This is a genomic window from Halorussus halobius, assembly GCF_004765805.1.
Classification (GTDB): domain Archaea; phylum Halobacteriota; class Halobacteria; order Halobacteriales; family Haladaptataceae; genus Halorussus; species Halorussus halobius.
Genome location: NZ_SBIU01000003.1, coordinates 980430 through 1006030 on the forward strand (window position 1 = coordinate 980430; position 25601 = coordinate 1006030).

At 70.1% G+C, this 25601-nt stretch carries 28 protein-coding genes and 1 other RNA gene; 13 read left to right on the top strand and 16 right to left on the bottom strand.

The features are described from left to right. The first annotated feature begins 40 nt into the window (after nucleotides 1-40). On the top strand, nucleotides 41-445 hold the full coding sequence (locus EPL03_RS11640; protein WP_135829457.1) for a CBS domain-containing protein: 405 nt from the start codon (nucleotides 41-43) through the stop codon (nucleotides 443-445). A gap of 257 nt (nucleotides 446-702) precedes the next feature. Here the strand turns inward: EPL03_RS11640 and EPL03_RS11645 are convergent, their stop codons facing one another. After that, the gene (locus EPL03_RS11645; RefSeq protein WP_135829458.1) at nucleotides 703-1089 is read right to left on the bottom strand and encodes a dihydroneopterin aldolase family protein; all 387 of its coding nucleotides are present in this window, start codon (nucleotides 1087-1089) and stop codon (nucleotides 703-705) included. Between the two features lie 121 nt (nucleotides 1090-1210). On the opposite strand from EPL03_RS11645, the gene EPL03_RS11650 reads away from it, so the two are divergent. Continuing rightward, nucleotides 1211-1819: a translation initiation factor IF-2 subunit beta gene (locus tag EPL03_RS11650; RefSeq protein ID WP_135829459.1), complete on the top strand. Its 609-nt coding sequence runs from the start codon at nucleotides 1211-1213 to the stop codon at nucleotides 1817-1819. Nucleotides 1820-1853: 34 nt separating this feature from the next. On the opposite strand, the gene EPL03_RS11655 is transcribed toward EPL03_RS11650, so the two are convergent. Beyond that, nucleotides 1854-2081: a DUF7860 family protein gene (locus EPL03_RS11655; protein ID WP_135829460.1), complete on the bottom strand. Its 228-nt coding sequence runs from the start codon at nucleotides 2079-2081 to the stop codon at nucleotides 1854-1856. A gap of 122 nt (nucleotides 2082-2203) precedes the next feature. On the opposite strand from EPL03_RS11655, the gene EPL03_RS11660 reads away from it, so the two are divergent. Beyond that, the gene (locus EPL03_RS11660; protein WP_135829461.1) at nucleotides 2204-2434 is read left to right on the top strand and encodes a hypothetical protein; all 231 of its coding nucleotides are present in this window, start codon (nucleotides 2204-2206) and stop codon (nucleotides 2432-2434) included. 53 nt (nucleotides 2435-2487) lie between these two features. Next, entirely contained in the window at nucleotides 2488-3327 is an 840-nt protein-coding gene (azf, locus tag EPL03_RS11665; protein ID WP_135829462.1) for an NAD-dependent glucose-6-phosphate dehydrogenase Azf, read from the top strand. Nucleotides 3328-3960: 633 nt separating this feature from the next. Here azf and EPL03_RS11670 read toward each other — a convergent pair. Further along, a complete protein-coding gene (locus EPL03_RS11670; protein WP_135829463.1) occupies nucleotides 3961-4578 on the bottom strand; it encodes a DUF309 domain-containing protein in 618 nt (205 codons plus the stop codon). A 142-nt stretch (nucleotides 4579-4720) separates the two neighbouring features. Here EPL03_RS11670 and EPL03_RS11675 point away from each other — a divergent pair, with 142 nt between their 5' ends. Beyond that, nucleotides 4721-5110 (top strand): hypothetical protein, encoded by a 390-nt coding sequence (locus EPL03_RS11675; RefSeq protein WP_135829464.1) that lies wholly within the window; start codon nucleotides 4721-4723, stop codon nucleotides 5108-5110. A gap of 48 nt (nucleotides 5111-5158) precedes the next feature. Here EPL03_RS11675 and EPL03_RS11680 read toward each other — a convergent pair whose 3' ends face one another. Continuing rightward, the gene (locus EPL03_RS11680) at nucleotides 5159-5878 is read right to left on the bottom strand and encodes a lipoate--protein ligase family protein (protein WP_135829465.1); all 720 of its coding nucleotides are present in this window, start codon (nucleotides 5876-5878) and stop codon (nucleotides 5159-5161) included. A gap of 54 nt (nucleotides 5879-5932) precedes the next feature. Between EPL03_RS11680 and EPL03_RS11685 the strand changes: the two genes are divergently transcribed. From EPL03_RS11685 to EPL03_RS11700, 4 genes are read left to right on the top strand one after another with little or no spacing between them, the layout of a single operon-like run. Beyond that, nucleotides 5933-6847 carry a hypothetical protein gene (locus EPL03_RS11685; RefSeq protein WP_135829466.1) on the top strand — a complete coding sequence of 305 codons (915 nt, stop codon included), beginning with the start codon at nucleotides 5933-5935 and terminating at the stop codon, nucleotides 6845-6847. A 40-nt stretch (nucleotides 6848-6887) separates the two neighbouring features. Continuing rightward, nucleotides 6888-7685 carry a hypothetical protein gene (locus tag EPL03_RS11690; protein ID WP_135829467.1) on the top strand — a complete coding sequence of 266 codons (798 nt, stop codon included), beginning with the start codon at nucleotides 6888-6890 and terminating at the stop codon, nucleotides 7683-7685. Nucleotides 7686-7703: 18 nt separating this feature from the next. Then, the gene (locus EPL03_RS11695; RefSeq protein ID WP_135829468.1) at nucleotides 7704-8249 is read left to right on the top strand and encodes a PH domain-containing protein; all 546 of its coding nucleotides are present in this window, start codon (nucleotides 7704-7706) and stop codon (nucleotides 8247-8249) included. Beyond that, the gene (locus EPL03_RS11700) at nucleotides 8246-9490 is read left to right on the top strand and encodes an outer membrane protein assembly factor BamB family protein (protein WP_135829469.1); all 1245 of its coding nucleotides are present in this window, start codon (nucleotides 8246-8248) and stop codon (nucleotides 9488-9490) included. The genes EPL03_RS11695 and EPL03_RS11700 overlap by 4 nt, the downstream gene beginning before the upstream one ends. Here the strand turns inward: EPL03_RS11700 and EPL03_RS11705 are convergent. Both EPL03_RS11705 and EPL03_RS11710 read right to left on the bottom strand, forming a co-directional pair. After that, nucleotides 9471-10637, bottom strand: a complete 1167-nt coding sequence (locus EPL03_RS11705) for an outer membrane protein assembly factor BamB family protein (RefSeq protein ID WP_135829470.1) — start codon at nucleotides 10635-10637, stop codon at nucleotides 9471-9473. The two genes, EPL03_RS11700 and EPL03_RS11705, sit on opposite strands and share 20 nt — an antisense overlap. Before the next feature lie 86 nt (nucleotides 10638-10723). Continuing rightward, a complete protein-coding gene (locus EPL03_RS11710; RefSeq protein ID WP_135829471.1) occupies nucleotides 10724-11296 on the bottom strand; it encodes a cysteine hydrolase family protein in 573 nt (190 codons plus the stop codon). Nucleotides 11297-11455: 159 nt separating this feature from the next. Here EPL03_RS11710 and EPL03_RS11715 point away from each other — a divergent pair, with 159 nt between their 5' ends. Beyond that, nucleotides 11456-12982 (top strand): Hvo_1808 family surface protein, encoded by a 1527-nt coding sequence (locus tag EPL03_RS11715; protein ID WP_135829472.1) that lies wholly within the window; start codon nucleotides 11456-11458, stop codon nucleotides 12980-12982. A gap of 4 nt (nucleotides 12983-12986) precedes the next feature. On the opposite strand, the gene mnhG is transcribed toward EPL03_RS11715, so the two are convergent. The 7 genes from mnhG to mbhE all read right to left on the bottom strand — a co-directional run bounded on the left by mnhG (nucleotide 12987) and on the right by mbhE (nucleotide 19293). Beyond that, the gene (gene mnhG, locus EPL03_RS11720; RefSeq protein WP_394346942.1) at nucleotides 12987-13418 is read right to left on the bottom strand and encodes a monovalent cation/H(+) antiporter subunit G; all 432 of its coding nucleotides are present in this window, start codon (nucleotides 13416-13418) and stop codon (nucleotides 12987-12989) included. Nucleotides 13419-13432: 14 nt separating this feature from the next. Beyond that, a complete protein-coding gene (locus tag EPL03_RS11725; protein WP_135829474.1) occupies nucleotides 13433-13729 on the bottom strand; it encodes a monovalent cation/H+ antiporter complex subunit F in 297 nt (98 codons plus the stop codon). After that, nucleotides 13719-14408, bottom strand: a complete 690-nt coding sequence (locus EPL03_RS11730; protein WP_135829582.1) for a Na+/H+ antiporter subunit E — start codon at nucleotides 14406-14408, stop codon at nucleotides 13719-13721. Before EPL03_RS11730 ends, EPL03_RS11725 begins: the two co-directional genes overlap by 11 nt. Before the next feature lie 61 nt (nucleotides 14409-14469). After that, complete coding sequence (locus tag EPL03_RS11735; RefSeq protein ID WP_135829475.1) at nucleotides 14470-16107, bottom strand: complex I subunit 5 family protein; 1638 nt, start codon at nucleotides 16105-16107, stop codon at nucleotides 14470-14472. 2 nt (nucleotides 16108-16109) lie between these two features. After that, nucleotides 16110-16451: a sodium:proton antiporter gene (locus EPL03_RS11740; RefSeq protein ID WP_135829476.1), complete on the bottom strand. Its 342-nt coding sequence runs from the start codon at nucleotides 16449-16451 to the stop codon at nucleotides 16110-16112. Beyond that, complete coding sequence (locus tag EPL03_RS11745) at nucleotides 16448-16912, bottom strand: MnhB domain-containing protein (RefSeq protein WP_135829477.1); 465 nt, start codon at nucleotides 16910-16912, stop codon at nucleotides 16448-16450. The genes EPL03_RS11740 and EPL03_RS11745 overlap by 4 nt, the downstream gene beginning before the upstream one ends. Continuing rightward, nucleotides 16909-19293, bottom strand: coding sequence for a hydrogen gas-evolving membrane-bound hydrogenase subunit E (gene mbhE / locus EPL03_RS11750; RefSeq protein WP_135829478.1), 2385 nt, complete (start codon nucleotides 19291-19293; stop codon nucleotides 16909-16911). The genes EPL03_RS11745 and mbhE overlap by 4 nt, the downstream gene beginning before the upstream one ends. Nucleotides 19294-19449: 156 nt before the next feature. Between mbhE and EPL03_RS11755 the strand changes: the two genes are divergently transcribed. After that, a complete protein-coding gene (locus tag EPL03_RS11755) occupies nucleotides 19450-20607 on the top strand; it encodes a nicotinate phosphoribosyltransferase (RefSeq protein WP_135829479.1) in 1158 nt (385 codons plus the stop codon). 113 nt (nucleotides 20608-20720) lie between these two features. Here EPL03_RS11755 and EPL03_RS11760 read toward each other — a convergent pair whose 3' ends face one another. Next, entirely contained in the window at nucleotides 20721-21323 is a 603-nt protein-coding gene (locus tag EPL03_RS11760) for a TIGR00296 family protein (RefSeq protein WP_135829480.1), read from the bottom strand. A gap of 253 nt (nucleotides 21324-21576) precedes the next feature. On the opposite strand from EPL03_RS11760, the gene rnpB reads away from it, so the two are divergent. Continuing rightward, nucleotides 21577-21954, top strand: an RNA gene (gene rnpB / locus EPL03_RS11765) — RNase P RNA component. A gap of 417 nt (nucleotides 21955-22371) precedes the next feature. After that, entirely contained in the window at nucleotides 22372-24930 is a 2559-nt protein-coding gene (locus EPL03_RS11770) for a heavy metal translocating P-type ATPase (RefSeq protein WP_135829481.1), read from the top strand. A 2-nt stretch (nucleotides 24931-24932) separates the two neighbouring features. Here EPL03_RS11770 and EPL03_RS11775 read toward each other — a convergent pair whose 3' ends face one another. Beyond that, the gene (locus EPL03_RS11775) at nucleotides 24933-25322 is read right to left on the bottom strand and encodes a PIN domain-containing protein (RefSeq protein WP_168216247.1); all 390 of its coding nucleotides are present in this window, start codon (nucleotides 25320-25322) and stop codon (nucleotides 24933-24935) included. After that, nucleotides 25312-25554 carry an antitoxin VapB family protein gene (locus EPL03_RS11780; RefSeq protein ID WP_135829483.1) on the bottom strand — a complete coding sequence of 81 codons (243 nt, stop codon included), beginning with the start codon at nucleotides 25552-25554 and terminating at the stop codon, nucleotides 25312-25314. Before EPL03_RS11780 ends, EPL03_RS11775 begins: the two co-directional genes overlap by 11 nt. Between the last annotated feature and the right edge of the window lie 47 nt (nucleotides 25555-25601).

Sequence of the window (25601 nt, forward strand, 5' to 3'; positions counted from 1 at the left end):
GAAGCAAATGCTTATCCCAGCGGGAGCGGAACGGACCCACATGGAGGACATCTTCGTCGGACGACTCATGTCGTCCCCCGTCGAAACGGTTTCGCCCGAGACGCCCGCCCACGTCGCCGCCGAGACGATGCTGGACGAGGGCATCGGGTCGGTGGTCGTGACCGACGAGGAGGGCCGCCTCGAAGGTATCCTCACCGCCACGGACTTCGTTCACGTCGCGGCCGAACAGCGCTGGGCCGCCGACGCCACGGTCGAGACGTACATGACCACCGACGTCGAGACGACCACCGCGAACGAGGACCTCCGAGACGTGTCGGACACGATGATAGAGCGGGGCTTCCACCACATGCCTGTCGTGGACGACGACGGGACCGTCATCGGCATCATCACCACTACGGACATCACCGCCTACGTGTCGACGGTTCAGACGCCGAGCCCGGCGTGATCTGACGGTGCGGATTCTGAGAGTGTTGCTGGCGTCGTTTTCGTCCCCGGCTCGCGGTGGCGTTCCCTTTCGACCTAACGTGCGCAGGGTTGACTGGCCTCTCGGCGCGCGCGAGCAACGCGCGCGACACGAGGTCGCGCCAGCACGCGCCGGACGGAAGAAGAACCCAGCGCGCGCCGGACGGAAGGAGAAACAAGCGCACGTCGTATCTGGGGGGAGAATAACGGAACCCCGACGAACCAACTCCCCGTCTCGCGTCACTCCGCGACCGACTCGATCCGCATCAGCGGATAGCCGTCCTCCATCTCCATCCGGGTCACGACCTCGACGCCCTCGTGTTCGACGACGATCTCGACCGCCAGAAACCGGCCCGTGAGTTCCGTGTACCCGCCAGTCATCTCGTCGGCCAACTTCTCGGTCAGAATCTCGACGGTCACGTCCTCGCAGAAGGGTTGGTTCCCGATGGACTCGGCCATCGCGGTCTCGAGGCTCGCGGCGGTGTCGGGGCTGACCGGCGTGCCCGCGAACTGGTGGTAGAGCGCGCCGAACTTGATGCCCGCCTCGAAGCAGGCCGCGTCGCGGTCGGTGGGCGAACTGTCGCGGTCGGACGGCGCGTCGGTCGCGGAAGCGTCGCGGTCGGTCATGGCTACGCCGACGCGCCCGGGGCGATTAAAGCCGCGTGGTCGGGGTCGGGCACGCGGCCGGTCGAGCGCGTGGTCGGACCCATCACGGAATGCCTTTTAGTGTCCGACCCCTCGATTACCCATGGACTACGCATCGAACCTCGACCGCGCGATGGAGGAGACCCCCGACTTCGAGGGCAAGGACGAGCGGTTCAGCTACCCCGACGCGGCCGCCCAGAAGGACGGCGCGTTCACCCGGCTCACGAACCTCGACGACATCGCCGACGCGCTCGACCGCGACCCCGAGCACATCCACAGCGCGCTCCAGCGCGAGCTCGGGACGAACGGCAAGCTCGAAGCCGGCCGCGCCCGGTACAACGGCACCTTCTCGGGGTCGGACTTCGATGCCGCGCTCGACAGCTACGCCCAGGAGTTCGTGCTCTGCTCGGAGTGTGGCCTGCCCGACACCCGACTCGTGCGCGAGAACCGCAACCTGATGCTGCGGTGTGACGCCTGCGGGGCCTTTCGCCCGGTCACCAAGCGCTCGACTCAGACCCAGACCCAGAACCGCGAGGCCGTCGAGGAGGGCGCGACCTACGAGGTCAAGATTACCGGCACCGGCCGCAAGGGCGACGGCGTGGCCGAGAAGGGCAAGTACACCATCTTCGTCCCCGGCGCGGAGGAGGGCGACGTGGTGCAGATTTACATCAAGAACATCAGCGGGAATCTGGCGTTCGCGCGCCTCGCCTGAATCGAGGACTCGCCCCGACGGCCGTCCGCGCCCGTCACTCGGTCAGCGGGAGGACGATGCCGAACAGTAGCGGCGAGAACAGCGCGCCGAGCACGCCGACGATCTCCATGTCGACGAACAGCGTCTGCTCCCAGCCCGAGAGCGTGAGGTTCGTCGCGGCGACGGACAGTTCCGCGCCCGCGCCCGCCGCAAACACTGCGACGCTCAGCAGGAAGCCGGTCTTCGCCCAGTACTGGTAGTCCAGGTCTCCGTAACGACCCATGCCCGCGGGAGCGACCCGAGTCGACAAAAGCGTTGCTGAACGCCGGCGGACCGCCTCGCACCCCGCGAGCCACACGTGCCGGCACGAAAGGCACTTGTACGACGAGTTCCTTCTCGGACCCAATGTACGAACCCCTGGTCGACGTCTCGAGCGAACTCCTCTCGGTCGTGGCGTACGGGCTCGGAACGCTCACGCTGTCGCTGTTCGGATTCGCGGTCGAGTACAACGGCATCCAGCAGCTGCTCAGCGGCGAACAGTTGCTCGGCGCGTGGTACGCCTACGTGGGCCTGCTCGCGCTGGTCGCCGCCACGAAGCTGGGCCGGGAGAAGCTCCTCGCAAGCCTCGCGTCGTGACGCGACGGCCGAATCGCACCTTACTTATCGCCGGCTTCCCTCCCTCGAACTGAATGGACGACCCTGTCCTGCTCACGGGCGCGGAGGGCCGCGTCGGACAGGCTATCCTCTCGGACCTCCACGACGAGTACGACTGGCGACTGCTCGACCGGGACCCGCCGACCCGCGACACCCGACACGAGTTCGTCGTCGCGGACGTCACCGACGAGGACGCGGTCCGGGACGCGATGGCGGGCGTGGGCGCTGTGGTCCACCTCGCAGGCGACCCCCGGCCGGAAGCGCCGTGGAACAGCGTGCTGGCAAACAACATCGACGGGACCCGCAACGTCTTGCAGGCCGCCGTCGAGGCGGGCGTCGAGCGAGTCGCGTTCGCCTCGTCGAACCACGCGGTCGGGGCGTACGAGACCGACGAGCGCACGCCCGAGATGTACCGCCCGGACGACGAGTTCCGACTCGACGGCGAGGAGTTCCCCCGGCCGGGCAACCTCTACGGCGTGAGCAAGGCCACCGGCGAGGTGCTGGGCCGGTACTACCACGACGAGCACGGCCTGAGCGTGGTCTGCGTCCGCATCGGCAACCTCACGAAGGGCCACCCGCCGCGCGACTACGAGCGCGGGCAGGCGATGTGGCTCTCGCATCGGGACTGCGCCCACCTGTTCGACCGGTGCCTGCAGGCCGACTACGGCTTCGAAATCGTCTACGGCATCTCGGACAACGACCGGAAGTACTACTCCATCGAGCGCGCTCGCGAGGTGCTGGGCTACGACCCGCAGGACAACTCGGCGGCGTTCGCGGACGCGCAGGTGGACGACGGGGACGGGAACGAAAGTGGTGACGGGAGCGATGGCGAAAACGCGAACGAGAGCGCGACCGAGAACCCGCCGCAGAACTAGCGACGAGCCGTTTTCGACGGGTTCGGACGCTCGATTCCGATTGCCGACTCGGCGCGCTATCCCGGACACTCCACCCGGCGCGTGCGGGCGCGGTCCTCGTGACCGCGCCAATTCGCGCGAGGGATGAGGCTTGCGGGAGGCCGAGGCGTCCCGCTGATATGCGAGCGTGGTTCGCAGACATCGCAGCGGAGCGAGAAGCGCAATCGGCTGGGGAGGCGTGAGGTTTCTGCTGCGCGGTCGCGGTGCCGTGCGGTTTCTCAGAGGCCTCGGCAGTAGCTAGCTCGGTATACTCCTCGACAGACCGGACGGCAGGAAGAAGCTGGCTACTGCCTCGACGACTATCAGCGAGCGCCGAGTCGGGAGTTTTCCGAACGACAGGGAGAAGCTAGCTACTGCCTCGACCTGTGAGAAACCGCCCCGCACCGCACCGCGCCGCATCCGCACCGCCTCACACAGCACCGCACCCGCACCGCGCGGCGGGAGCCTCGTCCCTCCCGGGGCGCACGAACGCGTCCCGCCACCGGAACTGGTTGCGTCGAATCCCGAAATTGGAGCCGATAGACGACCGTGAGTGGAAACTTCTGTGGATACTATCGCGTCTCGCCATCTTCCACGTCGACGCTCATCCGCGACTCAGTCGAACAACCCCTCGACGTCCTGCTCCTCGTGTTCACGCTTGCCAACAGCGCCGTCCAACCGCTGGAAGATTATCCCTCGATTCGCGGCGTCGCGGGCGAAATCCAGCACGAACGTCACGAACTGGCTGGTCGCCCGCCCGGCTTCGAGGTCCTCGCGGGCGTACGCCACGGCCTGCTCGATGACCGCCTCGTCGTAGCCGTACTCCTCGGCCAGCACCTCGGCCGCGATTGCGCCGCCCTCGAACCGCAGGTCCTCGGGCACCAGCGCCCGGCCCTCGTGGGTCAGTTTCGGCGCGGCGACGCGCTCGACGTGTTCGGGGTCGGCCGCGACCGCTCGGAGGTACGCCCGGACCCGCCCGACGTTCACCCCGCGATAGTCGGCCGGCAGGTCCGACAGATAGCCCGCGCCGCTCTCGGCGAGGCCGCGAACGCCCGCCCAGTTGGCGCGGTGGGCGTGGTGGGCCGCCGCCGTGAACTGGATGAGGCCGTGGAGGAACCGCTCGTCGTCGGTCCCCGAGTCGAGGTCGAGCCAGCGGTCCTCCCACGCGTCGTGGGCCGCGTGGTGCTCCCCCGCGTTGTAGACGGCGATGCCGGCCCGGAGGTGGTCGCGCATGGCTCGACCGTTCGGTGCTCCGGCGGGAATGCGTTTCGGGCCGTAGACGAGCGACACCGAGTAGTGAAAATAAGGCCCAGTACAAAAGTAATAAAGAAGGGTTTTATCGGCTCGACGCCCTACCGTCCACCTAGACTCTCCGATGGCTACGGAAAACGTGCCGAACCCGGACGATTACGAGTGGGAATTCGAGAAGCGAGGGACCGTCGGCGTCTGGTTCATGAAGGGCTGGCAGGGATTCGCCGACGCGGACCTCGAAGCCGCGAGCGACCATTACCGAGAGCGGGGCCGCAACAGCGACATCGAGGCGACGCTGGCGGTGTTCGGTGACGAGACGAACCTCCCCAAGGAGACCCAGGAGTACATGGGCGAGGAGTGGTCGGTCAACGGCGAGTACACCGGCGTCGACAGGGTCGGATTCGTCTCCGACGGCGTCACCGCGATGGCGGTGAAAGCGCAAGTCGACATCCCGGACGCCGAGGTCGAGAGCTTCGGCGACCTGGACGCCGCGCTCGACTGGGCGCGAAGCTGAGCGAGTTCGAATCCGCGTCTCGTCCGGGAGCCGCGAGAGGCCCGGTCCTCAGTTCGTCTCGTTCCCCGTCGAGTCGTCGCTCCCGACGAGGTCCGGCACCGCGACCACCTCGGCGTCCGCGTCGCCGACCAGCAGTTGCTCGACCGTCCGGGCGACCGCGTCGGGGTCGTCCGTGCCGCCGGCGTCGGCGATGCTGCCGACCGACGCCGGGTCGAAGGGCTGGTCGAGCGCGGCGTACACGGGGTCGAGCACGTCCGCGATCGCCTCGCTGTCCCGGACCACCACGACGCCCGAGACCAGTGCAGCGCCCTTCCGGACGCGCTGGGCGACACCGACCAGCTTGCCGTCGTCCCGGAGCGAGTAGTCGCCGGGGCAGAAGCTCGCCTCGGGTTCCCCGCGGCGCGCGGGCACGCCCAGCCGCCAGCAGGCGCGCTGGACCGCCGTGGTCACGTCCTCGTAGCGCTCGTCCATCCCGACCCGCATGTCGTCGAGCGGGACGACCTTGGCGAACGCCACCGTGTTGCCGGTGTAGGCCACCGCCCGGCCGCCGACCGACCGCTCGATGGGCTCGAACCCGCAGGCGTCGGCGGCCTTCACGGCCACGTCGTAGTCGTCGGCCCGGGCGTCGCGGCGGCCGAACGCCAGTTGCCGGTGGGGACGCCACGCGCGGACCGCCGGCTCGCCGTCCTCGGCCGCCCGGTCCAGCATCGCGGCGACGACCGCCCGGTCGGCGTCCCGGCTCGCTGCCCGGCCCCGAAGTACGCGCATGGTCGCACCTCGCATCCGGAGTACCTAAATCCTCGCGTCTCCCACCGACGGACGATGGTCACGGTCGGTCCGAACGCGCTGGAACGGTTCCCGCGATTCTCGCTGTACAACTCGCCGTACGCCGCCCACGACGAGGGGTGTGCCGTCGACCTGTATCCCCACGAGGGCGACTGGCGGAAGACGGGAGACGACGGCGAGAGTCGGGCGACGCGCGCGCCCAGCCCCGTCGCCGGCGAGGTCACTCTCACGCGGACCGTCTCCGCGCCCTCCAAGCCCTACGCCGTCGACCACGACCACCTAATCGTCGTGGATACGGGCGAGCACCTCGCGCGAATCCTCCACGTCGACCCCGGCGTCGAGCCGGGCGAGACGGTGGCTGTCGGCGACTCGCTGGGCGAGATGGTCCGCTCGGGCTTTTTCGCGCCGTGGGTCGACAACCACCTCCACCTGGGGTTCCGCGAGCGCGACGCCGACCCGGTCCGGGCGTCGGGGTCGCTCCCGGTCGCGGTCGCGCCCGACGACGGCCTCGTGGGCGTGGCCTGGGACGGAACCGGAACCGTCGTCGCGCGCGGGGACACGTACGCCGTCCTCGACGCGCCCGACCACCCCGCACCGGGCGAGCGGTTCGCCGGCATCGCCTCCGGAGGCGAACGCGACCGCATCCTCGACGGCGGCCTCCCGCACTATGACGGCGGAGGCGTCCTCGGGGACGCGGTCGGGGACGACGCCGACCGCGTCCCGGTGTCGCTGGCGGGACGGCGCGCCGGCGTCGCCGACGGGCGGACCGTCGCGTGGGACGACCTGACCGTGCTGGCCAACGGGACGCCGATAACCGGGCTCTCGCTGTTCGTCGCCCGCGAGGCGCTGGGCGCGAAACTGGTGTGTCCCGAGGTGGAGTTCGCGGTCGGCGAGGCGGTCTCGGTCCGCCTCGAACCGGCCGACGCGGCCGACTGTTCGAAACACCATTGAAAAATTTTATATCGCGTTGCGAACGCTGGGTAACCGTAGCATGTCACGGACGGTGAGCGTGGTCTCGGGACTGTACGACGCAGTACTGAGACCGGCGGCACTCGTCGAGGCGCGCACCGTCCGACAGCGACAGGGGTCGCTGCTGACCCAGCTGGGCCAGCTCCGCCGGCTGCTGGTGGTCTACGTGGTCAACCTCGCGGCGTACGCCGGGCCGCTGACCCTCGCGGGCTTCGGGCGGCAGGACGTCCCCGCGATGCCCGCGTGGTTCGACGGCTCGCTCGGCGGCGTCGGCGGCCCCGAGACGTGGCAGCTCCTGTTCGCGTTCGCCCAGAACTCGCTGTTCCTGCTGGCCGCGACCGGGCTGACCCTGCTGAGCGTCCACGTCTCGATGGTGGTCACGTTCCAGTCGAACGGCTTCCTCCGGACGGCGTACGCGGTCATCTACTCCACGAGCGCGTACCTCGCCGGCATCTTCACCGTCGTCTGGTACCTCTCGACCGCCGAGGGCGTGACCGCCGCCCGGGGCCTCGTCGTCGACCTCCAGAAGTCGTTCATCTACGCGGTCATCGACTGGTTCGGCGCGGACCTGGGCCTCCCGGGCGGTCGCCCCGGCGCGCTCGAACTCGGCCAGTTGTCCGCGCACGGCCAGTCGGTGCTGGCCGTCCTCGTCGTCCTCGTCGCGTACTACCTCTACTCGCTGTACCTCGGCGCGCGACTCAACCACGGGGCCGACCGCATCAAGGGCCTGCTGGTGGTCCTCGCGGTGGTCGCCTCCCCGGTGGTCTACATCTCCGCGTCGATACTCGCGTACACCACGCCGGCCGTCCCGACGCTGTGACCCCGCGATTCTCACACCATGAGCACGCAATCACCCGACACGCCCGACGAAGCCGCACCGACCGACGCGGGGAGCGACGCGACCGCCCCGACGTCGAACCGGACGACGGTCGAGACGCCGATACGGACCCACCCGACGCTGCGGCCCACCGCGATCTGGCTCGGCTTCGTGACCGTGCTGGGCGTCGGGCTGATCACGGCCATCCAGTCGGCCCCGGGACTGCTCGGCGGCGCGGGGGCCGCGACCGTCGCGATGCGAGCGGTGGCGCTGCTGACCGGGCTGGGAGTCGTGCGCTTTCTCGTCCGGCTCTACGTCCTCAGACAGACCGAGTACGTCGTCGACGAGGACACCATCACCCGCCAGTACGAACTGTTCTTCCGGACGTGGCAGCGCACGGTGCCCCTCTCGAAGGTCCGGAGCCACGAACTCCGCCAGAGCAGGGTCCAGAAGCTGCTGGGCTACGGCACCATCTCGATGAACCAGGGACTCGGCGCGATAGAACTGGAGAACGTCTCGGGGCCGCACTCGCTGTACGATGCCGTCAGCACGCTCGTCGAACGATGAGCCGGGACGCGGACGTCGACTCGTCCCGACTCCGGCGTCGCGGCGCTCTCGCGGCGCTCGGCTCGCTGGCGGCGTCGGGCTGTCTCCGGCTGACCGCGAACGAGGAGGCGGCGACGACCGCGTCCGAAACGGGGGCGAGCGAGCCGGCCACGACCGACGGCGAAGCCGGTGCCAGCGAGACCGCGACGACCAGCAGCGAGACCACCGAGACGACCACCGAGTGGGACGTCGAGTTGAACCCCCAGTGGAGCCGCCACCTCGCTCCCAGCGAACACGTCCTCGACGGCGACGCGCTGTACGTCGCCGACCGCGACCAGAACTCCGACCTCGGCCTGCTCGCGGTGGACGTCGCGGACGGCTCGCGGCGCTGGACCGTCTCGGCCCCCTATCGGACCCGGTCGCTCGCGCTGACCGACGACGGGACCCTCTACGCCGGCGTGGGACAGCTCACCGAGACCGACGGGTCGCTATACGCCGTCGACGCCGAGTCGGGGTCGGCCGAGGTCGCCTTCGACGCCGACCAGTCGCCGACACGGGGGTCGCCCCTGACCACCTCCGACGTCGTGGTGTTCGGGACGAGGTTCCACGAAGACGGCGAGGACAGACTCTACGGCCTCTCCCGCGACGGCCACGACGTCCGGTGGTCGGCGAGCGTCGAGGACGGCAGCTACACCGGCGGCGTCATCGCGGACGACACCGCCTACGTCGGCGGGTTCGACTACCGGTTCGGGGCGCTCGACCCCGCGACCGGCGAGTGGGCGTGGCGCGACGACTGGCAGCTCGCGCCCGACACCGACCCGGTGGTCCGGGACGGCTCGGTGTTCTTCGTGGACGCCGACGAGGGACTCGTGCGCCTCGCTCCCGACACCGGTGCGGAGGAGTGGCGACACGCGGCAGAACGGGACACGAACGTCCTCTCGCACGTCTCGGGCCCGACGTTCGACGGCGAGCGAGTCTACTTCACGATGGGCTCGACCGTCCACGCGGCCGCGGTCGGCGGCGACGGACTGTGGTCGGTCGACCTTCCCAATCCGGTGCGGTACTCGCCCGCCGTCGTCGGTGGCGTGGTCTGGGTCGCCACGCAGGACAGCGACGTCCTCCACGGGCTCGACGCCGAGACCGGCGAGACGGCGTTCCGAACCCAGCTCCCCGCCAACACCGAGCGGACCGCCGCCGCGGGCGACCGCCTGCTCGCGTTCCTCGACGACCGCGTGCTGGCGTTCACGACGTCTCGACCGTAAAAGCCTCGACGCCCGCGTCGTGTTCGACGTACAGGCGGTCGCCCGAGCCGGCGAGCCACTGCCCGCGTCCGTCGAGTTGCGTCTCGAACATCACCTCCTCGTGGGTCGGCTCGACCGCGAGCAATCGGTTGTCGACCGTGAGAATCCAGACGTAGCCCGCGTGGAACGCCGGCGCGGTAGTGACGTAGGTCTCGTCGCCGCCGGTCTCGACCACTCTCCGCCCGTTCGAGCCGTCCGGTTCGACCGCGTAGAGGCCGTCCCAGCCGCCGACGTACAGCGTCCCGTCGGCCAGCGTCGGCGCGGTGTGGAGCTTCTCGTTCTCGAACGACCACTGTTCCAGCCCGCTGGCGACGTCGAGCGCCCGGAGGCCGGCGTGGGTCGTGAGGTGGGCGACGCCGTCGACCACCAGCGGGCTGCCGGAGACTCCCCAGTCGGTCGTCATGCCGACCGACCCGTCGTCGAGCGAGTAGGTCGCGAAGTTGTTGAGATAGCCGACGAGCGCGGTCCCCCCGGCCACCGAGACGCCCTCGACCGCGTCGGTGGCGAACTGGCTCGCGGTCCACCGCTCGTCGAGGCCCGGAAGCGCGAGCGCGAACAGCGTCGGCCCCTCGCGCTCGGAGGTGGTGTTGGCGTAGCCCGCGAACACCGTCTCGTCGGTGACGCCCACCAGGTCGACCGTGCGAGCCACGTCGACCCGGTTCTCGACGTCGCCGTCCGGACTCAGCGTGGCGACGGTCCCCGACGCCGGCGTCTCCTCGTCGCCGTCCACGCCGCCCGAGACGACGACGCCCTCGTCGGTCGCTTCGACCGAGTGAATCTGGAAGTCGGTCGCCTCGGTCCACAGCTCGTCGCCGGAGTCGGGGTCGAGCGCGATCACGCTGTCGCTCCGGCCGGCGTAGAGCGCATCGTGACCGAGTGTGGTGGCGGCCGGTCGCTTTCTCCACAGCCACGCCGAGTCGAGCGAGAGGGATTCTGGCACCGAGTCGGCCGTCGTCGTCGCGGTGCCGGACGGCTCGTCGTCGGTCGTCGCTCCGGCCGTCGCCGAACCGCTGGCGGTCTCGGTCCCGGTCCCCTCGTTCGAAGTCAGCCTGAGACAGCCGCCGAGCGCGGAGAGACCGGTCGCCGCGAGAACTCGTCTTCGACGCATTTCCCCGGGGGTTTCGGCCGGCTGGAAGTATATCTACTGGTTCCCGAAACGGCGGGTCGAGCGCTCGCGCCGACGGGACGTCGGCGCTACGCGAACGCGATTTCCTCGGTCGTCGCCACCTCGCCGAACAGCCAGTCGGCGTGCTCGACGGTGTACTCCTTGTGGGCCTCCTCGATGTAGCCCAGCGCGTCCTCGACCAGCACGGGCCGGTAGTCCCGCAGGCCCGCGCTGCCGGCGGTGTGGAGGACGCAGACGTTCGCCAGCGTCCCGCAGAACACGAGGTCGTCGATGCCGTGGGCGTCGAGATAGCCGTCGAGGTCGGTCCGATGGAAGGCGTCGTAGGTGTGTTTCTCGACCACGTGGTCGTCCTCGCGCACGTCAAGGTCGTCGTGGAGTTGTGCCTCCCACGACCCCTCCACGACGTGCTCGCCCCAGCGGGCGAACTCGTCGTAGTAGTGGTTGTCCTCGAACTGCTCGGGCGGGTGGACGTCGCGGGTGTAGACGACCGACGCGCCCGCGTCGCGGGCCGCCGACACGAACGCGGTCACGTCGTCGACGGCCGCCTCGCTGGCGGGCGCGTGGAGGCTCCCCTCCGGATGACAGAAGCCGTTTTGCATGTCGACGACCACCACCGCCGTCGAGTCGGGCTCGACGTTCATGTGCGACCGTAGGGCCGTGTGGCGGAAAATACCTTCCGACGAGTGGCCAGTACGGAGCGTCGGACGCGAGTGCGGCGGCGGCCGCGACCCGGGGACGCAGTTTTCAAGGTCCCATCAAGAGATTTTTGACGGAGTAGTCCGAGAGAGCGGACACAGGAAATGCGAACGAGCATCGCAGTCGCAGTCGTCCTGATGCTCGTCGTCGCGGGCTGTTCGCAGGCCCCCGGCGGCGCGACCGAGACGACCGACACGCACGTCAACGCCACGACCCAGCCCGAGCCGACGACCCAGTCGGGTTCGGACGGGACCACCGACGCGGACGAATCGCAGGCGGTCGTGAAGCCCGACGACCCCGAGACCGACGTCCTCGGCTGGGAGGACGGCGTCTGGTACAACGAGACCATCGCCGTCGACGCCGAGGACGGACTGAACGACACGGAGCTGAACCGGACCGTCTCGCGGGCGATGGCCCGCGTCGAGCGGATTCGCGGGCTGGAGTTCGACGAGCGCGTGCCGGTCACCATCCAGACCCGCGAGCAGTTCCGCGGCGAGCAAGACGACGGGTCGACGCCGGCCGACCGCCGGGTGTTCGACAACGTCAAGTTCGAGTCGCTGTTCATGATCGGCGAGGACACCGACTCCATCGCGGTCCAGAACTCCAACGCCGGGTCTTCGGTCGGCGGCTACTACGACCCGGGTGCCGAGGAAATCGTCGTGGTCTCGGAGAACACGACCACGCCCGAACTCGACGAGATTACCCTCTCGCAGGAGCTGTTCCACGCCCTCCAGGACCAGAAGTTCGACTTCTCGTCGTTCAACCAGTCCACGCGCGAACTCCACAACGCCAAGGACGGCCTCATCGAGGGCGACGGCAACTACGTCGACCACCTCTACTCCCAGCACTGTGCCGACGAGTGGGGCGGCGACTGCCTGCGGCCGGACAGCGGCGGCGGCGGTGGCGGCGAGCTCGCCAACTACGGCCCGTACCTCCTGCGCTATCAGCCCTACAGCGACGGCCCCGCGTTCGTCCGGCAGGTCCGCGAGCGGGGCGGCTGGGAGGCGGTCAACGACCTGTACGAGGACCCGCCGGCCAGCACCGAGCAGGTCATCCACCCCGAGAAGTACGGCGAGGACGAACCGGCGGAGTTCACCGTCGACGACGCCTCGGGCGACGACTGGGACCGCCTCCGGCTCGACGCGCGGCCGAGCTACGCCAGCGTCGGCGAGGCGGGCGTCTTCACGATGTTCTTCTACCCCTACTACGACAGTCAGGGCGGGACCCAGCTCGTCCCCGCCCGGGACTTCTTCAACTTCCGGGAGGGCACCGACCAGCTCCGACAGGTCGACCCCTTCAACTACAACAGCAGCTACTCCCACGGCTGGGACGGCGACAAGCTCGCGGTCTACACCAGCGAGACGGCCGGGGAGAACGAGACCGGCTACGTCTGGAAGACGGTGTGGGACTCCGAGCGGGACGCCGAGGAGTTCGTCGACGGCTACCGGCAGGTGCTGGAGTACAACGGCGCGTCCGCGGTCGGCGACCGCGCGAACACGTGGCGAATCGAGGGCGACGAGTTCGGCGACGCCTTCTACGTCGACCAGCAGGGCGACGAGGTCGTAATCGTGAACGCGCCCACGGTGTCGGACCTTTCGGGCGTCCGCGAGGGCGCGGCACCCGAACAGTAGCGACTCACCTCTCGTCCGCCGACGACTTCTCCCGCGTCTCGCGCTCGTCCGACCGCTCCCCGGAGTCGTCCGCGCGCGCGGTGTCCTCCGAACGCGTTCCCTCGTCGGAGCGCGTCGGTCGCTCGGACCGGTCGGGCCACGTCACGCCGCCGAGGAAGGGGACGCCGACCTGCTGGGCGGCCCGGGATATCATGTGCGCGCCGGTCGGCACCGACAGGAACAGGAACAGGATGCCGACCAGCGACGGCAGGCCGTAGCCGCCCGGCCCGAATCGGACGAAGCTCGCGAGGAAGATGGCGGCGGTGCCCAGCGTCGTGGGCTTGCTCGTGGCGTGCATCCGGTTGTACACGTTCGGCAGTCGGAGCAGTCCGACGGTGCCGACCGTCAGGAAGAAACACCCGACAGCGACCAGCGCGACCACGAGCCAGCCGCGTATCGTTGCGACCACGTTCACTCCCTCCGTTCGATGATGCTGCCCTCGGTGATGTACTTGGCCACCGTGACCGTCGAGAGGAAGCCGATGATGGCCAACACGAGGCTGACGGTCACGAACAGGCCCCGGCCAGTCCGGAGCGCGAACAGCACCGCGATGGCGACGACGTTGGTGGCGATGGCGTCGAGCGCGACCACCCGGTCGGGGACGGTCGGGCCCCGAATCGCCCGGTAGCTACAGAGGACGCACAGCGCGCTGACGACGACCAGCCCCGCGTTCGCGGCCGCCTCGACGCCCGCCGACTCAGCGGCCATCGCCGTCACCCCCGTCGTCGGGCCGCTCCCGGGCGTCGGTCGGCTCGGAGCCGCGGGGCTCCGGCGGCGATTCCGCCTCGGACTCGCTCGCCGGCTCGGACCCCCGAAGCTCCGGCGGGAGGTGTTCGTCGGGCGGGTGGACCCGGAACTCCGGCGCGGGCTCGCCCGGCGCGTGCTTCTCGTCGAGGAAGACGAGCGCGTAGTCCTCCCACGTCCGGATGGGGTCGACGATGGCCGCCGGGTCGCGGCCGTCGATGACGTGGACGTACAGCGCGTTCTGGTCGGGGTCGTGGTCGAGCGTGATGGTCCCGGGCGTGATGGTGATGCTGTTGGCGATGGTGGTCACGCCCAGTTCGGTCTCGACCCGGAGCGGGACGAGGATAACCTGTGGCTCTATCGGGCTGGACGGCGCGAGCACGCGGTAGGCCACGTCGAGGTTCGCGACCACTATCTCCCGGAGGAAGACGAGGACGTACAGCCCCACGTACGGGAGGGTCCGGAGGAACCGCCGGACGTCTATCTCGTCGGCGTACAGCCGCCGGAAGACGAACGCGACCGGCAGCCCGACCGCGAGCCCGGTCAGGAACCGGGCCAGCACGGCGTCGGCCGCGAGGTCGACGCCCCGGACCAACACCCAGAGCGCGGCGAACCCGACGCCGATGACGGGCCAGCGCCGTATCACGCCGTCCCACCCCCGGGCCTCCGACGCCGCCGCGTCCCGCGGCCCGCCGGCTCCGGGTTCACGAGCCGCCACCTCCCGCCGAATCCGCGACCGCCGCCGGGTCGACGGCCTCGACGTACGCACCTCGGTCGAGCGCGGCCCCGGCGGCGGCGTCGGCGAACTCGAACACGGGGTCGAAACCCGCCCCGAGGACGACGATGGCCGCCGCGAGCGCGGCCAGCACCGCGACCTGTCGGCCGTCCACCTCGGCGGTCTCGACCGCGGGCGAGCGCTCGCCCCAGAAGGCCCGGGTCCACAGCCGCGTGGTGTAGAGGATGGTGAGCACCGCGCCGGCCACCACCGCGAGGACGAGGGCTCCGGTCGCGACGCCCGACGAGGCCGCGAACTGCCGGACCGTGGCGTCGAACACGAGGAACTTGCCGAAAAAGCCCGTCAAGGGCGGAATCCCGACCAGCGACGTGCTCGCGACGAAGAACGCGCCCGCCAGCACGGGCGCGCGACCGGCGAGGCCGCCGAGGTCCGCGACGTGGCCGGTCCCGGTCGCGCTTCGGACGGCGGCCGTGGCGAGGAACAACAGCCCCTTCGCGAGCGCGTGGTGGAGCGCGTACACCAGCGCGGCGGCGACGGCGAACCGGCGCAGGCCGGGCGACTGGGTCGCGGCCGCGACGCCGACGGGGACCGCGACGAAGCCCACCTGCCCGATGCTGGAGTACGCCAGCGTCTCCTCGAGGGTGTCGCGGACGATAGCGCCGAGTCCGCCGACGAAGATGCTGGCGACGCCCGCCGCGACCAGCACGGGCGCGAAAAAGGCCAGCGGGGCGTCGCCGGCCAGCCCGGTGAACACGTCGCCGGCCGCGCCGGGCACGGACGCGCCAGCGAACACGGTGAAGTAGAGCCGCACGATGGCGTACAGCCCGACCTTCTTGGTCACGCCCGCGAGCATGGCCGCGACCGGGAGCGGTGCCGCCCGGTAGGCTCCGGGCACCCAGAACTGGAACGGGACCAGCCCGGCCTTGAGTCCGAACGTCACGAACGCCAGCGCGGCCAGCCCGACGACGGGCGCGGGGTCGACGCCGTAGGCGGCCGGGTCGGCCAGCCGCCGGGACATGTCGGCGAGGTTCAGCGTCCCCGTGACCGCGTACAGCCCGCCGACCGCCAGCAACAGCGTGACGCTGCCGACCACGTTGAGCGCGAGGTAGCGGAATCCCGCCGCCGTGTGCTGGGCGTCGCCGTAGAACGCCACGAACACGTAGCTCGCCATCAGCATCACCTCGAACCAGACGAACAGGTTGAACAGGTCGCCGGTCAGCACCGCGCCCGTGACCCCCAGCACGAGACAGTGGAACAGCAGGTGGTAGTACACCCGCTGGTTGTCGGGGTCGACGAACAGCACCGAGAACGCGACCGCCGGCACCGCGACCGCCGCGCAGACGACGAGGACGAACGCCGAGAGGGCGTCGGCCACGAGCGAGATGCCGAACGGCGCGGGCCAGCCGCCGAGCTGGTAGGCCGCCGCGCCCGGCGCGCCCGGCGCGAGCACGACCGTCCATGCGAGCGCGCCCACGGCGAGCGCGTACGCGAGGATACCGCCGACGCTGGCGGCCCGCTGGGCGCGGGGCCACCGCCGCAGGAGTAGGGCGAGCAGGAGGCTCCCGAGCGCGGCCAGCACCGGCGCGACGACGAGCTGTTCGACCATCGTCACTGCCACTCCTGGACGTTCATCGTCCCGTTCTCCTCGTAGGCGCGGTAGGTCAGCGCGAGCGCGAGCGCGGTCGTGCCGAAGCTGATGACGATGGCGGTGAGCACGAGCGCCTGCACCACCGGGTCGGCGGTCTCGGGCACCTCGCCGCCGTGGCTCGCCAGCACGGGCACCGAGTCGTGGGTCGCGGGCTCGACGCCGCCCATCGATATCAGGAACACGTTCGCGGCCTGGGTGACGACCGCGAGGCCCAACACGACCTTCACGAGGTCGCGCCGGAGCAACAGGAAGGTCCCGAGCGCCAACAGCCCGCCCACGACGGCCGCGAACGCGGCGGTCACTCCGCACTCACCACCGAGAGGACGGTCAGGAGCGCGCCCACGACCACGGCGTAGACGCCCACGTCGAAGACGAGCGCGCTCGCGAGCTCGACTTCGTGGTAGAGGGGCACCGACTCGACGACGACGAACGTCTGGCTCATGAGCGGCTCGTCGAACGCGAGGCCGGCGACCCCGCTCGCGACCGCGAGCACGAGCCCGAGCGCGAACGTGCGCTGGAACGCCGCCACGGAGCGGTGGCCGAGCACGCCCGTCCCCTGCTCGACCTCGCGGCCGAGGACGCCGCTCTCGACGAAGTCGAGCCCGTACGCGACGTATATCAGCGCGACCCCCGCCACCGTGAGCACGCCGCCGATGAAGCCGCCGCCGGGGAGGTTGTGGCCCTGCAACAGCAGCGAGAGCGCCACGACGAACACGATGGGCGCGACCACGCGCGCGGTCGTCTTCGTGATGACCGTGGTCACCGGGTCTCACCCCGGTTTCGCATCGTGACCAGCACCAGCACCGAGACCGCCGCGACGGAGATTACGAGCAGTTCGCCCAGCGTGTCGAACCCCCGGAAGTCGACGAGTATCACGTTCACGACGTTGGTGCCGCCGGCCGACGGGAGAGCCGCCGTGGCGTAGTAACGCGCGGTGGCGGTCGGCTCCGCGCCCGCCCGAGCGCCGGCGAGCAGGACGGTCACGAACCCGGTCGCCCCGACCGCCAGCGAGACGCCGGCGTCCCGGGCGAGCACGCGCGGGTCCGGGTCGGCGTAGAACGACGGGAGCTGTTCGAGCACCAGCAGGAAGACCAGCAGTATCAGCGTCTCGACCACGAGCTGGGTCAGCGCGAGGTCGGGCGCGCTTGCGAGGATGTAGAAGATGGCGACCATGAACCCGAGGATGGACAGCGAGAGCACGCCGGCGACCTGCGAGGACGCGACCGCCACCGCGACGGCCGCGACCAGCGCCACCACCAGTACGAGCGCCATCGGAGCCGTGGCCCCGAAGTCGAGCGCCGGGAGCGTCCGGACGGTCGCGGCGTACCCCGACAGGACCAGCGCGCTCGCGGCCGCGACGACCCACGTCACGTAGCTCCGGAGCGACCCGTCGTGGACGACCGCGTCGACGCGGACGCTGGCGGCCTCGGTCGCCGACAGCCACCGGTCGTACCACCAGTTGGCCCGGAGCGCGTTGACGTTCGCCCCGACCTCGATGCCGGCCCGCACGCGGTCGAGGAACGGGTAGGCCGCGAGGCCGCCGCCGACCGAGAGAACAGACATCGCCACGGCGGGCGAGAGGTGGTCGGGAAGGCCCGCGTGGAACTCGACGGCCCCGACCGCCGTCGCGGCGACGGCCTCCCCGACGACCGCGTCGACCGCGAGTTGCGGGGCCGCCCCGACCGCCGCCGCCACGGCCGCGAGTACCGCCGGCGGAGCCACGAGCGCGACGGCGGGGCTACCGACCCCCGAGACCACCGCCGCCGTGCGCTCGCCGAGGAAGACCGCGAGGAATCGCAGCGAGTACAGCACGGTGAAGACGCTGGCGACCACCGCGACCGCCGGGTAGAGCCACGCGAGGCCGCCGGCGGCGTGGGCGGCCTCGTAGCTCGCCTCGAACAGCAGCTCCTTGGAGTAAAAGCCGTTGAACGGCGGGATTCCGGCCATGCTCAGCGCCGCAACCCCGGTGACGGCGGCGGTGACGGGCAGGTCGCGCCGGAGGCCGCCGAGGTCGTCGATATGCCGGGTGCCGACCTCGTGGGCGACGACCCCGGCGACGAGGAACAGCGCGGCCTTGAACAGCGCGTGGTTGAACAGGTGGAACGCGCCCGCGGCCGCGCCTGCGGTCGACGCGAACCCGAAGCCGGCGACCATCAGCCCGAGGTGGCTCGCGGTCGAGTACGCCAGCAGTTCCTTGACGTCGGACGCCACGACCGCCAGCACCGCGCCGACCAGCATCGTCGCCAGCCCGAGGGTGGCAAAGAGCAGCGTCCACTCCGGGCCGACGAACAGCGGCCGGATTCGGCCCGCGAAGTAGACCCCGACCGTCACCATGGTCGCCGAGTGGAGGAACGCCGACACCGGGGTCGGCGCGACCATCGCGTTCGGCAGCCAGAAGTGCAGCGGCACCTGGGCCGACTTCGCGCCGACCGCGACCCCGAACAGCGCGAGCGTCGGGACGAACAGCCCCGCGTCGCGGAGCGCGGTCGCGACGGCGTCGGGCTCCGCGAGCATCGCCGAGAGGTCGAACGCCCCGACCCCGGCGTCGCCGGCCGCGACCGCGAGGAGGAGGACGCCCGCGAGCAGGCAGAGTCCGCCGCCGACGGTCACGACCATCGCCATCCGGGCGGAGTAGCGCGACTCGGCCGCCTCGGTGTGATGGCCGACGAGGACGAACGAGCAGAGGCTGGTCAGCTCCCAGAACAGGAACAGCGCTATCAGGTCGGCCGCGAGCGCGACCCCGAGTATCGACCCCATGAACGCCAGCAGCGCCGCGTAGTACCGGGCGAGGCCCGCCTCGTCGCGCACGTAGCGCGCCGAGTAGGCGAACACGAGGACGCCGATGCCGCTGGCCAGCAGCGCGAACAGCACCGCCAGCCCGTCGACCCGGAATCGGAGCGCGACGTCGAGCGAGGGCACCCACGGCAGCGAGACGGTGCCACGAGTGCCGAGCAGCGAGCCGACGAGACCGAAACAGGCCAGCGCGACCGCAGCGCCGGCGTAGCCGGTCCCCTCGCCGGTCCGGAGCCGCTCGCCGGAGGAGCCGGTCGGCCGGCCCGCGAGCCGGTGGCCCAGCGGCGTCAGTCCTGCCGCGACGAACGGGAGCGCGACTGCGGCGACGACGACCGGGAGGTCGGGAGACATCCGCCCGTCGAACAACCACTACCCCGGACTTAGGCGTTGGGCCCGAACGAGCCCGCGACGACGTCGCGTACGACGCCGAGAGGCGGGTTCGCGAACGGGTAGCTTTTTCGCTCGGGACGGGGTAGGTCGGGGCATGACACTCCGGAGGTCGATTCGATGAGCGACCGGTTCGACGTGGTCTCGGAGTCGGCGGTCCGCGACGGGACGGCCACCGACGCCTACTTCCTGCGGACCGAGGAGACGTTAGAGCGGGCCGGCCGGAACCCGCGCGTCGTGGCCGAGGTGACCCGCGACCAGTTCCCCACCGGCGAGTTCGACCTGCTCGCGGGCGTCAAAGACGCCGCCCGCCTGCTCGAAGACCTCGACGTGGACGTCGACGCCATGCGCGAGGGGCGGCTGTTCGACGGCGGGCCGGTGGTTCGCATCGAGGGGAAGTACCTCGAGTTCGCGCGGTACGAGACCTCGCTTTTGGGCCTGCTCTCCCACCAGAGCGGCATCGCCACCGCCGCGCTGGAGGTCCGGCGCGCGGCCCCCGACTCGACGGTGCTGAGCTTCGGCGCACGTCACGTCCACCCCGCGATCACGCCGGTCGTCGAGCGGGGCGCGCTGGTCGGCGGCCTCGACGGCTTCTCGCACGTCGCCGCCGGCGAGGTGCTGGGCCGGGCGGCCGGCGGGACGATGCCCCACGCGCTGGTCATCGCGTTCGGCGACCAGGAAGCGGCGTGGACCGCGTTCGACGAGGCGGTCGCGCCCGAGGTGCCCCGCATCGCCATCGCCGACACGTTCTCCGACGAGAAAGACGAGAGCTTGCGGGCGGTCGAGGCGCTCGGCGACGCGCTCGACGGGGTGCGGCTCGACACCACGGGGTCCCGGCGGGGCGACTTCCGGCACATCGTCCGGGAGGTCCGGTGGGAGCTCGACGCGCGGGGCCACGAGGACGTGGAGATTTTCGTCAGCGGCGGGCTCGGCCCCGAACAGCTCCGGGCGCTCCGGGACGTTGCCGACGGCTTCGGCGTCGGCGGGCACGTGAGCAACGCCGACCCGCTGGACTTCGCACTCGACATCGTGGAACTCGACGGCGAGCCCGTCTCCAAGCGGGGCAAGCTCTCGGGCAAAAAGCAGGCGTTCCGGACGCCCGACGGCGGCCACCACGTCGGACTGGCCGACCGCGCGGACCCGGCGGACGGCGAGCCGCTGCTCGAACCCCTGCTCCGGGACGGCGAAGTCGTCCGCGACTTCGACGTGGACGCGGCCGCAGAGCGCGCCAGCGAGGACGCCGACGCCGTAGGGTTCCGCGAGGACGGACGGGAGTAACGTCGCGAGTTGCGGCGCGGTGGGGGTCGCGGTGCTGTCGGTGCAAGTTACTGGCCCGCGAGCGCAGCGACCGACGGCTCACGTCGTTGGCCGAGACAGCAAACGGTCGTATCTTACCGCTCTTCGACGGTCCCCTCGGGCTCGCGCTCGGTGAACACCTGGCCGTCGAACAGCGTCACCATCACGTCGTCGTCCTCCCACGCGCCCCGCGGCAGTCCGGCCTTCCGGCAGGTCCGGTCGAGGTACTCGAAGACGCTCCAGTCGTTCTCCTCGGGCAGGGTCGGATACATCCACGCCTGCTGGCCCCGACCCTCGACGGCGACGCCGTGGTTTCCCAGGTCGATGTCGGCCGCCGGGTCCTCCGAGAGGTGGGTGTCGCGGACGACGCAGACCGATATCTTGAGGTTGGGGAGTTCGGCCTCCTCGACTTCCGACCCGCACGAGGTGTCGCTGGCGGCGCTGATGGCCGAGTCGACGATGAGGTGTCCGAGCTGGTCGGTCCCCTCGTACGCGCCGTCGCATCCCCGGAGGCGACCGCGACCGCGAGTGGACGCCAGCCGCACGAAGACCCCCGTTCGCGCGTAGAACGCCTCGCGCATGCTCCCGGGCTGTTCGCGCTGGCCGTTGATGACGTAGGATTCGACGGATTCGCGTGCGAGTTCGACGGCCCGCGTGCCGTCCTCGTAGGAGAGAGTCACTGCCTGAGCCTGTGCCATACACGACATCGTTAGGCGGCGATTACCTTCAAGTCTTCCCTTCAATACTAAAGACGGAAACGTTCCGCTACGTTTCAGATGCTCTCGGTTAAATGTGGTAACGTCGGGGGCACGCGATGGTAAGGCCGGGTTTCCGCCGAGGTTCCGTCCGTTCCACCGAACGCCTTAAACCCGGCCGGGGCCTACCGCTTCTCGGCAGAGGGAGCCGAGTTCCCGCGGACGCGCGGGGCACTTGCCGCGCGCACACGGCGCTGGCAGGCGTCAGCGTCCACGTGAGGAAAGTCCCCCCACCGTCCGGGCAGGCGACCGGGCGCAAGCCCGGAGCGGGAGACCGCTGGCTCTGGAACAGAAACGAGACCGCTCTCCCCGACCGACGAGGTGCGCGAACCCGAACCGAACGAAGGCACCGACCGAGCAAAGGGACGGGGAGTTGACCCACCGAGGGACGCTCCGGCCCCGCCGGAGCGCGTGGCGACTCGCCACGGACGGGAGAGAACGGATGGAACGGCGAATCCTCGCCGGTGCAAGTCCGCGCCGCGCGATGCTCCGCATCGCCAAGGTAGCCCGGACGACGGCGCGGACGCTCAGCCGAATGCTCGGCCGAACAGAAGGGGGCTTACTCCCCTCAGCCGCTATCGGACGACCAGCGGAGCGGGCGCTAACCGACGACGAGCGGAGCGGACGCTAACCGACGACGACCAGCAGGACGACGAGCGCTGCGAGAAGTTCGGCCGCGACCACCGTGACCGCGGCCCCGATCTTCAGTGCGTTCGTCCCCGTCTCGTAGGCACTCATCTCGGCTTGCACCGTGGCGGGGATTCACAATAAGTCGGACACACGGTTGCCCATCGTTCGCGGTTACGAGCGATTCCTAACGCAATGAACGCCGACGAACGGTCTCAGTCGCGCGGAAATCTCCGCTTGAACTGAGACGAACGACGGCGAGCGCGGGGTTAACAATAGAATCGGATTCGATTATTAATGAATCCCAATTCGGGCCGCGATTGTGGTAGCAGGATTAATATCCGCACGACGACTACGGTCGACTATGACGCGAGGCGACCCCGGTCGGACGGTCCGCTTGTCGGTCCCCGAGATGGACTGTCCGTCCTGTGCCGGCAAGGTGACCGCGAGCGTCGAGTCGCTCGACGGCGTGCGCGACACCGACGCGGCACCGACGACCGGCACGCTCGCGGTCACCTACGACCCCGAGTCGACCGACGGCGACGCGGTTCGCGAGCGAATCGAGGCCGCCGGCTACGCGGTCGCGGGCGAAAGCGACGCCGACCGGGAACTCCGGCTCTCGGTCCCCGAGATGGACTGTGCCTCCTGCGCCGGCAAGGTCGAGCGCGCGCTCGCCGAGGTGGACGCCGACGCGGTCGAGACCCGGCCGACGACCGGCGAGGTCGTCGTGACGGGCGAGGTCGACCCCGACGAGGTCCGTGCGGCGGTCGAAGGGGCCGGCTACGAGGTAGCCGAGTCGTCGGCGAGCGCCGCGGGAGACGACGCCGGACCGAGCGTGGCCGAGAAGAGCGACGTCTGGACGAGTCCGCGCGCGCTCAAGACGTGGGTCGGTGCGGCCCTCCTCGTGGCGGGGCTCGCGGTCGAGTTCGTCTTCTCGGGTGCCGACGCCGTCCTGTTCGGCGCGCTCGGTCGGGAGTTCCACGTCTCGTCGGTGTTACTCCTGCTCGCGGCCGGGATCGCCGGGCAGGCCATCCTCCGGAACGGCTACTACTCCGCGAAGACGCTGAGCCTCGACATCGACCTGCTGATGGGAACCGGCGTGGTGAGCGCGGTCGCGGTCGGCCTCTACGTCGAGGCCGCCACGCTGGCCGTGCTGTTCAGCGTCGCCGAGCTACTGGAGCAGTTCTCGATGGACCGCGCGCGCGACTCGATGCGCGAACTCGTTGACCTCTCGCCAGACACCGCGACCGTCCGACGGGGCGGCGAGGGCGACACCGGCGAGGAGACCGTCCCCGTCGAGGAGGTCGCGGTCGGCGAGACGGTCGTCGTCCGCCCCGGCGAGAAGATTCCGGTCGACGGCGACGTGCTGGAGGGGGCCAGCGCGGTGAATCAGGCACCCATCACCGGCGAGAGCGTGCCCGTGGACAAGCGACCCGGCGACGAGGTGTACGCCGGCACGGTCAACGAGGAGGGGTATCTGGAAGTCGAGTCCACCGCACGAGCCCACGAGACCACCCTCTCGCAGGTGGTCGAACTCGTCGGCGACGCCCAGCGCGACCGCACCGACCACGAGCAGTTCGTCGACCGATTCGCGTCGTACTACACGCCGATAATCGTGGTCGGCGCGCTCGTGACCGCGTTCGTCCCGCCGCTCGTGTTCGGCGAGGTGTTCCGGGTGTGGTTCGTGCGCGGACTGACCCTGCTCGTCGTCGCCTGCCCGTGTGCGTTCGTCATCTCGACGCCCGTCTCGGTCGTCTCGGGCGTGACCAGCGCGGCCCGGAACGGCGTGCTGGTGAAAGGCGGCCCCCACCTCGAATCCGTGGGCGAGGTCGAGGCGGTCGCGTTCGACAAGACCGGGACGCTCACCGCCGGCGAGTTGACCGTGACCGACGCGGTCGCGTTCGGCGAAAACAGCGAGGCCGACCTCCTGCGGTGTGCCCACGACCTCGAACGCCGGAGCGAACACCCCATCGCCGAGGCCATCGTGAGCGAGGCCCACGAGCGCTCGGACCCCCACGACGAGGACGGCGACGACCGGGAGATCGAGAACTTCCAGAGCCTCACTGGCAAGGGCGTTCGCGCCGACCTCGGCGGCGTGACCCACTACGCCGGCAAGCCCGGACTGTTCGAGGAACTGGGTTTCGACCTCGGACACGTCCACCTGAGCGCGGACGCCGGGGACTCGCGGACGGGCGACGAGTCGGTGACCGACGGCGGGCAGGTCGTCGCGGACGCCGCCGACAGCAAGTGTGCCGACCGCGAGGACTGCCTCGACCTGCTCGGGGACGTGGTGCCACGGTTCCAGCGCGAAGGCAAGACGGTCGTCCTCGTCGGCACCGACGAGGAACTGGAGGGCGTGCTCGCCATCGCCGACGAGGTGCGGCCCGCCGCCCGCGAGACGGTCGCGCGCCTCCGGTCGTTCGGCGTCGAGACGGTGATGCTCACGGGCGACAACGAGGGCACCGCCCGCGCGGTGGCCGAGCAGGTCGGCGTCGACGAGTTCCACGCCGAACTCCTGCCCGAGGACAAGGTCGCGGCGGTCGAGGACCTGACCGACCGCCACGGTTCGGTGGCGATGGTCGGCGACGGCGTCAACGACGCGCCCGCCTTGGCGGCCGCCACGGTCGGCGTGGCGATGGGGGCGGCCGGCACCGACACCGCCATCGAGACCGCCGACATCGCGCTGCTGGGCGACGACCTCCGGAAGGTGCCGTACCTCTACCGGCTCTCCCGGAAAGCCAACCGCGTCATCCGCCAGAACATCTGGGCGAGCCTCGCGGTCAAGGCGGTGCTGGCGGTGGGCGCGCCGCTGGGCTACGTGCCGGTGGCGATGGCAATCGTCGTCGGCGACATGGGGATGAGCCTCGGCGTGACCGGGAACGCGATGCGGCTGGCGCGAGTGGAACCCGAGACCGACGAGTGACGCTACCGTTCGGGAGCGAGCAGGTCGACCGAGAGGTCCGGCACCCGCTCGAAGTCGGTGTCCCTCGTGACCACGGTTCCACCCGCCTGTCGGACCGCACCTGCAAGGAGCACGTCGGGAACGGGTATCGGAGTTCCGTTCGAGTACAGTTCGTCACGGACGGTCGCAGCTTCGGCGGCATCCTCGAACGTGAGCGGCACGACCTCCACCCACGACAACGACTCGGCGACCGTTTCTATCGTCCGTGACGGGGCGTCGCGATCGAGCGCCCCGTAGAACAGTTCCCACATGATGATGCTCGACGTGTGGAACGTCGTCGATTCGCGATTGCGGACGTACTCGCCCGCGTACTCGCGACCCCGAAGATAATCGGCGAGAACGCTACTGTCCAAAAATATCATCCGCTCGCTCCCTGTAGTCGCGGTCCATTCTCTCGCGGGCCTCTTCCACACTCGCCGCGAATTCGTCGCCTTCTTCGCCAGCGAACACGCCAAAGCCCTTCATCACGTCTTCGTCTCCGCCCGAGAGACGTTCGAGGAGGTCGCTGAAGCTTTCTTCCTCTCGCTTCATGGACTTGAGGCGGTCGTACACGTCCTCCCTGATCGTGAGCGTCTTCGTAGCCATATGACATATGTTTACGTGTACACGTAAATTACTTCTGGTGGACGTAC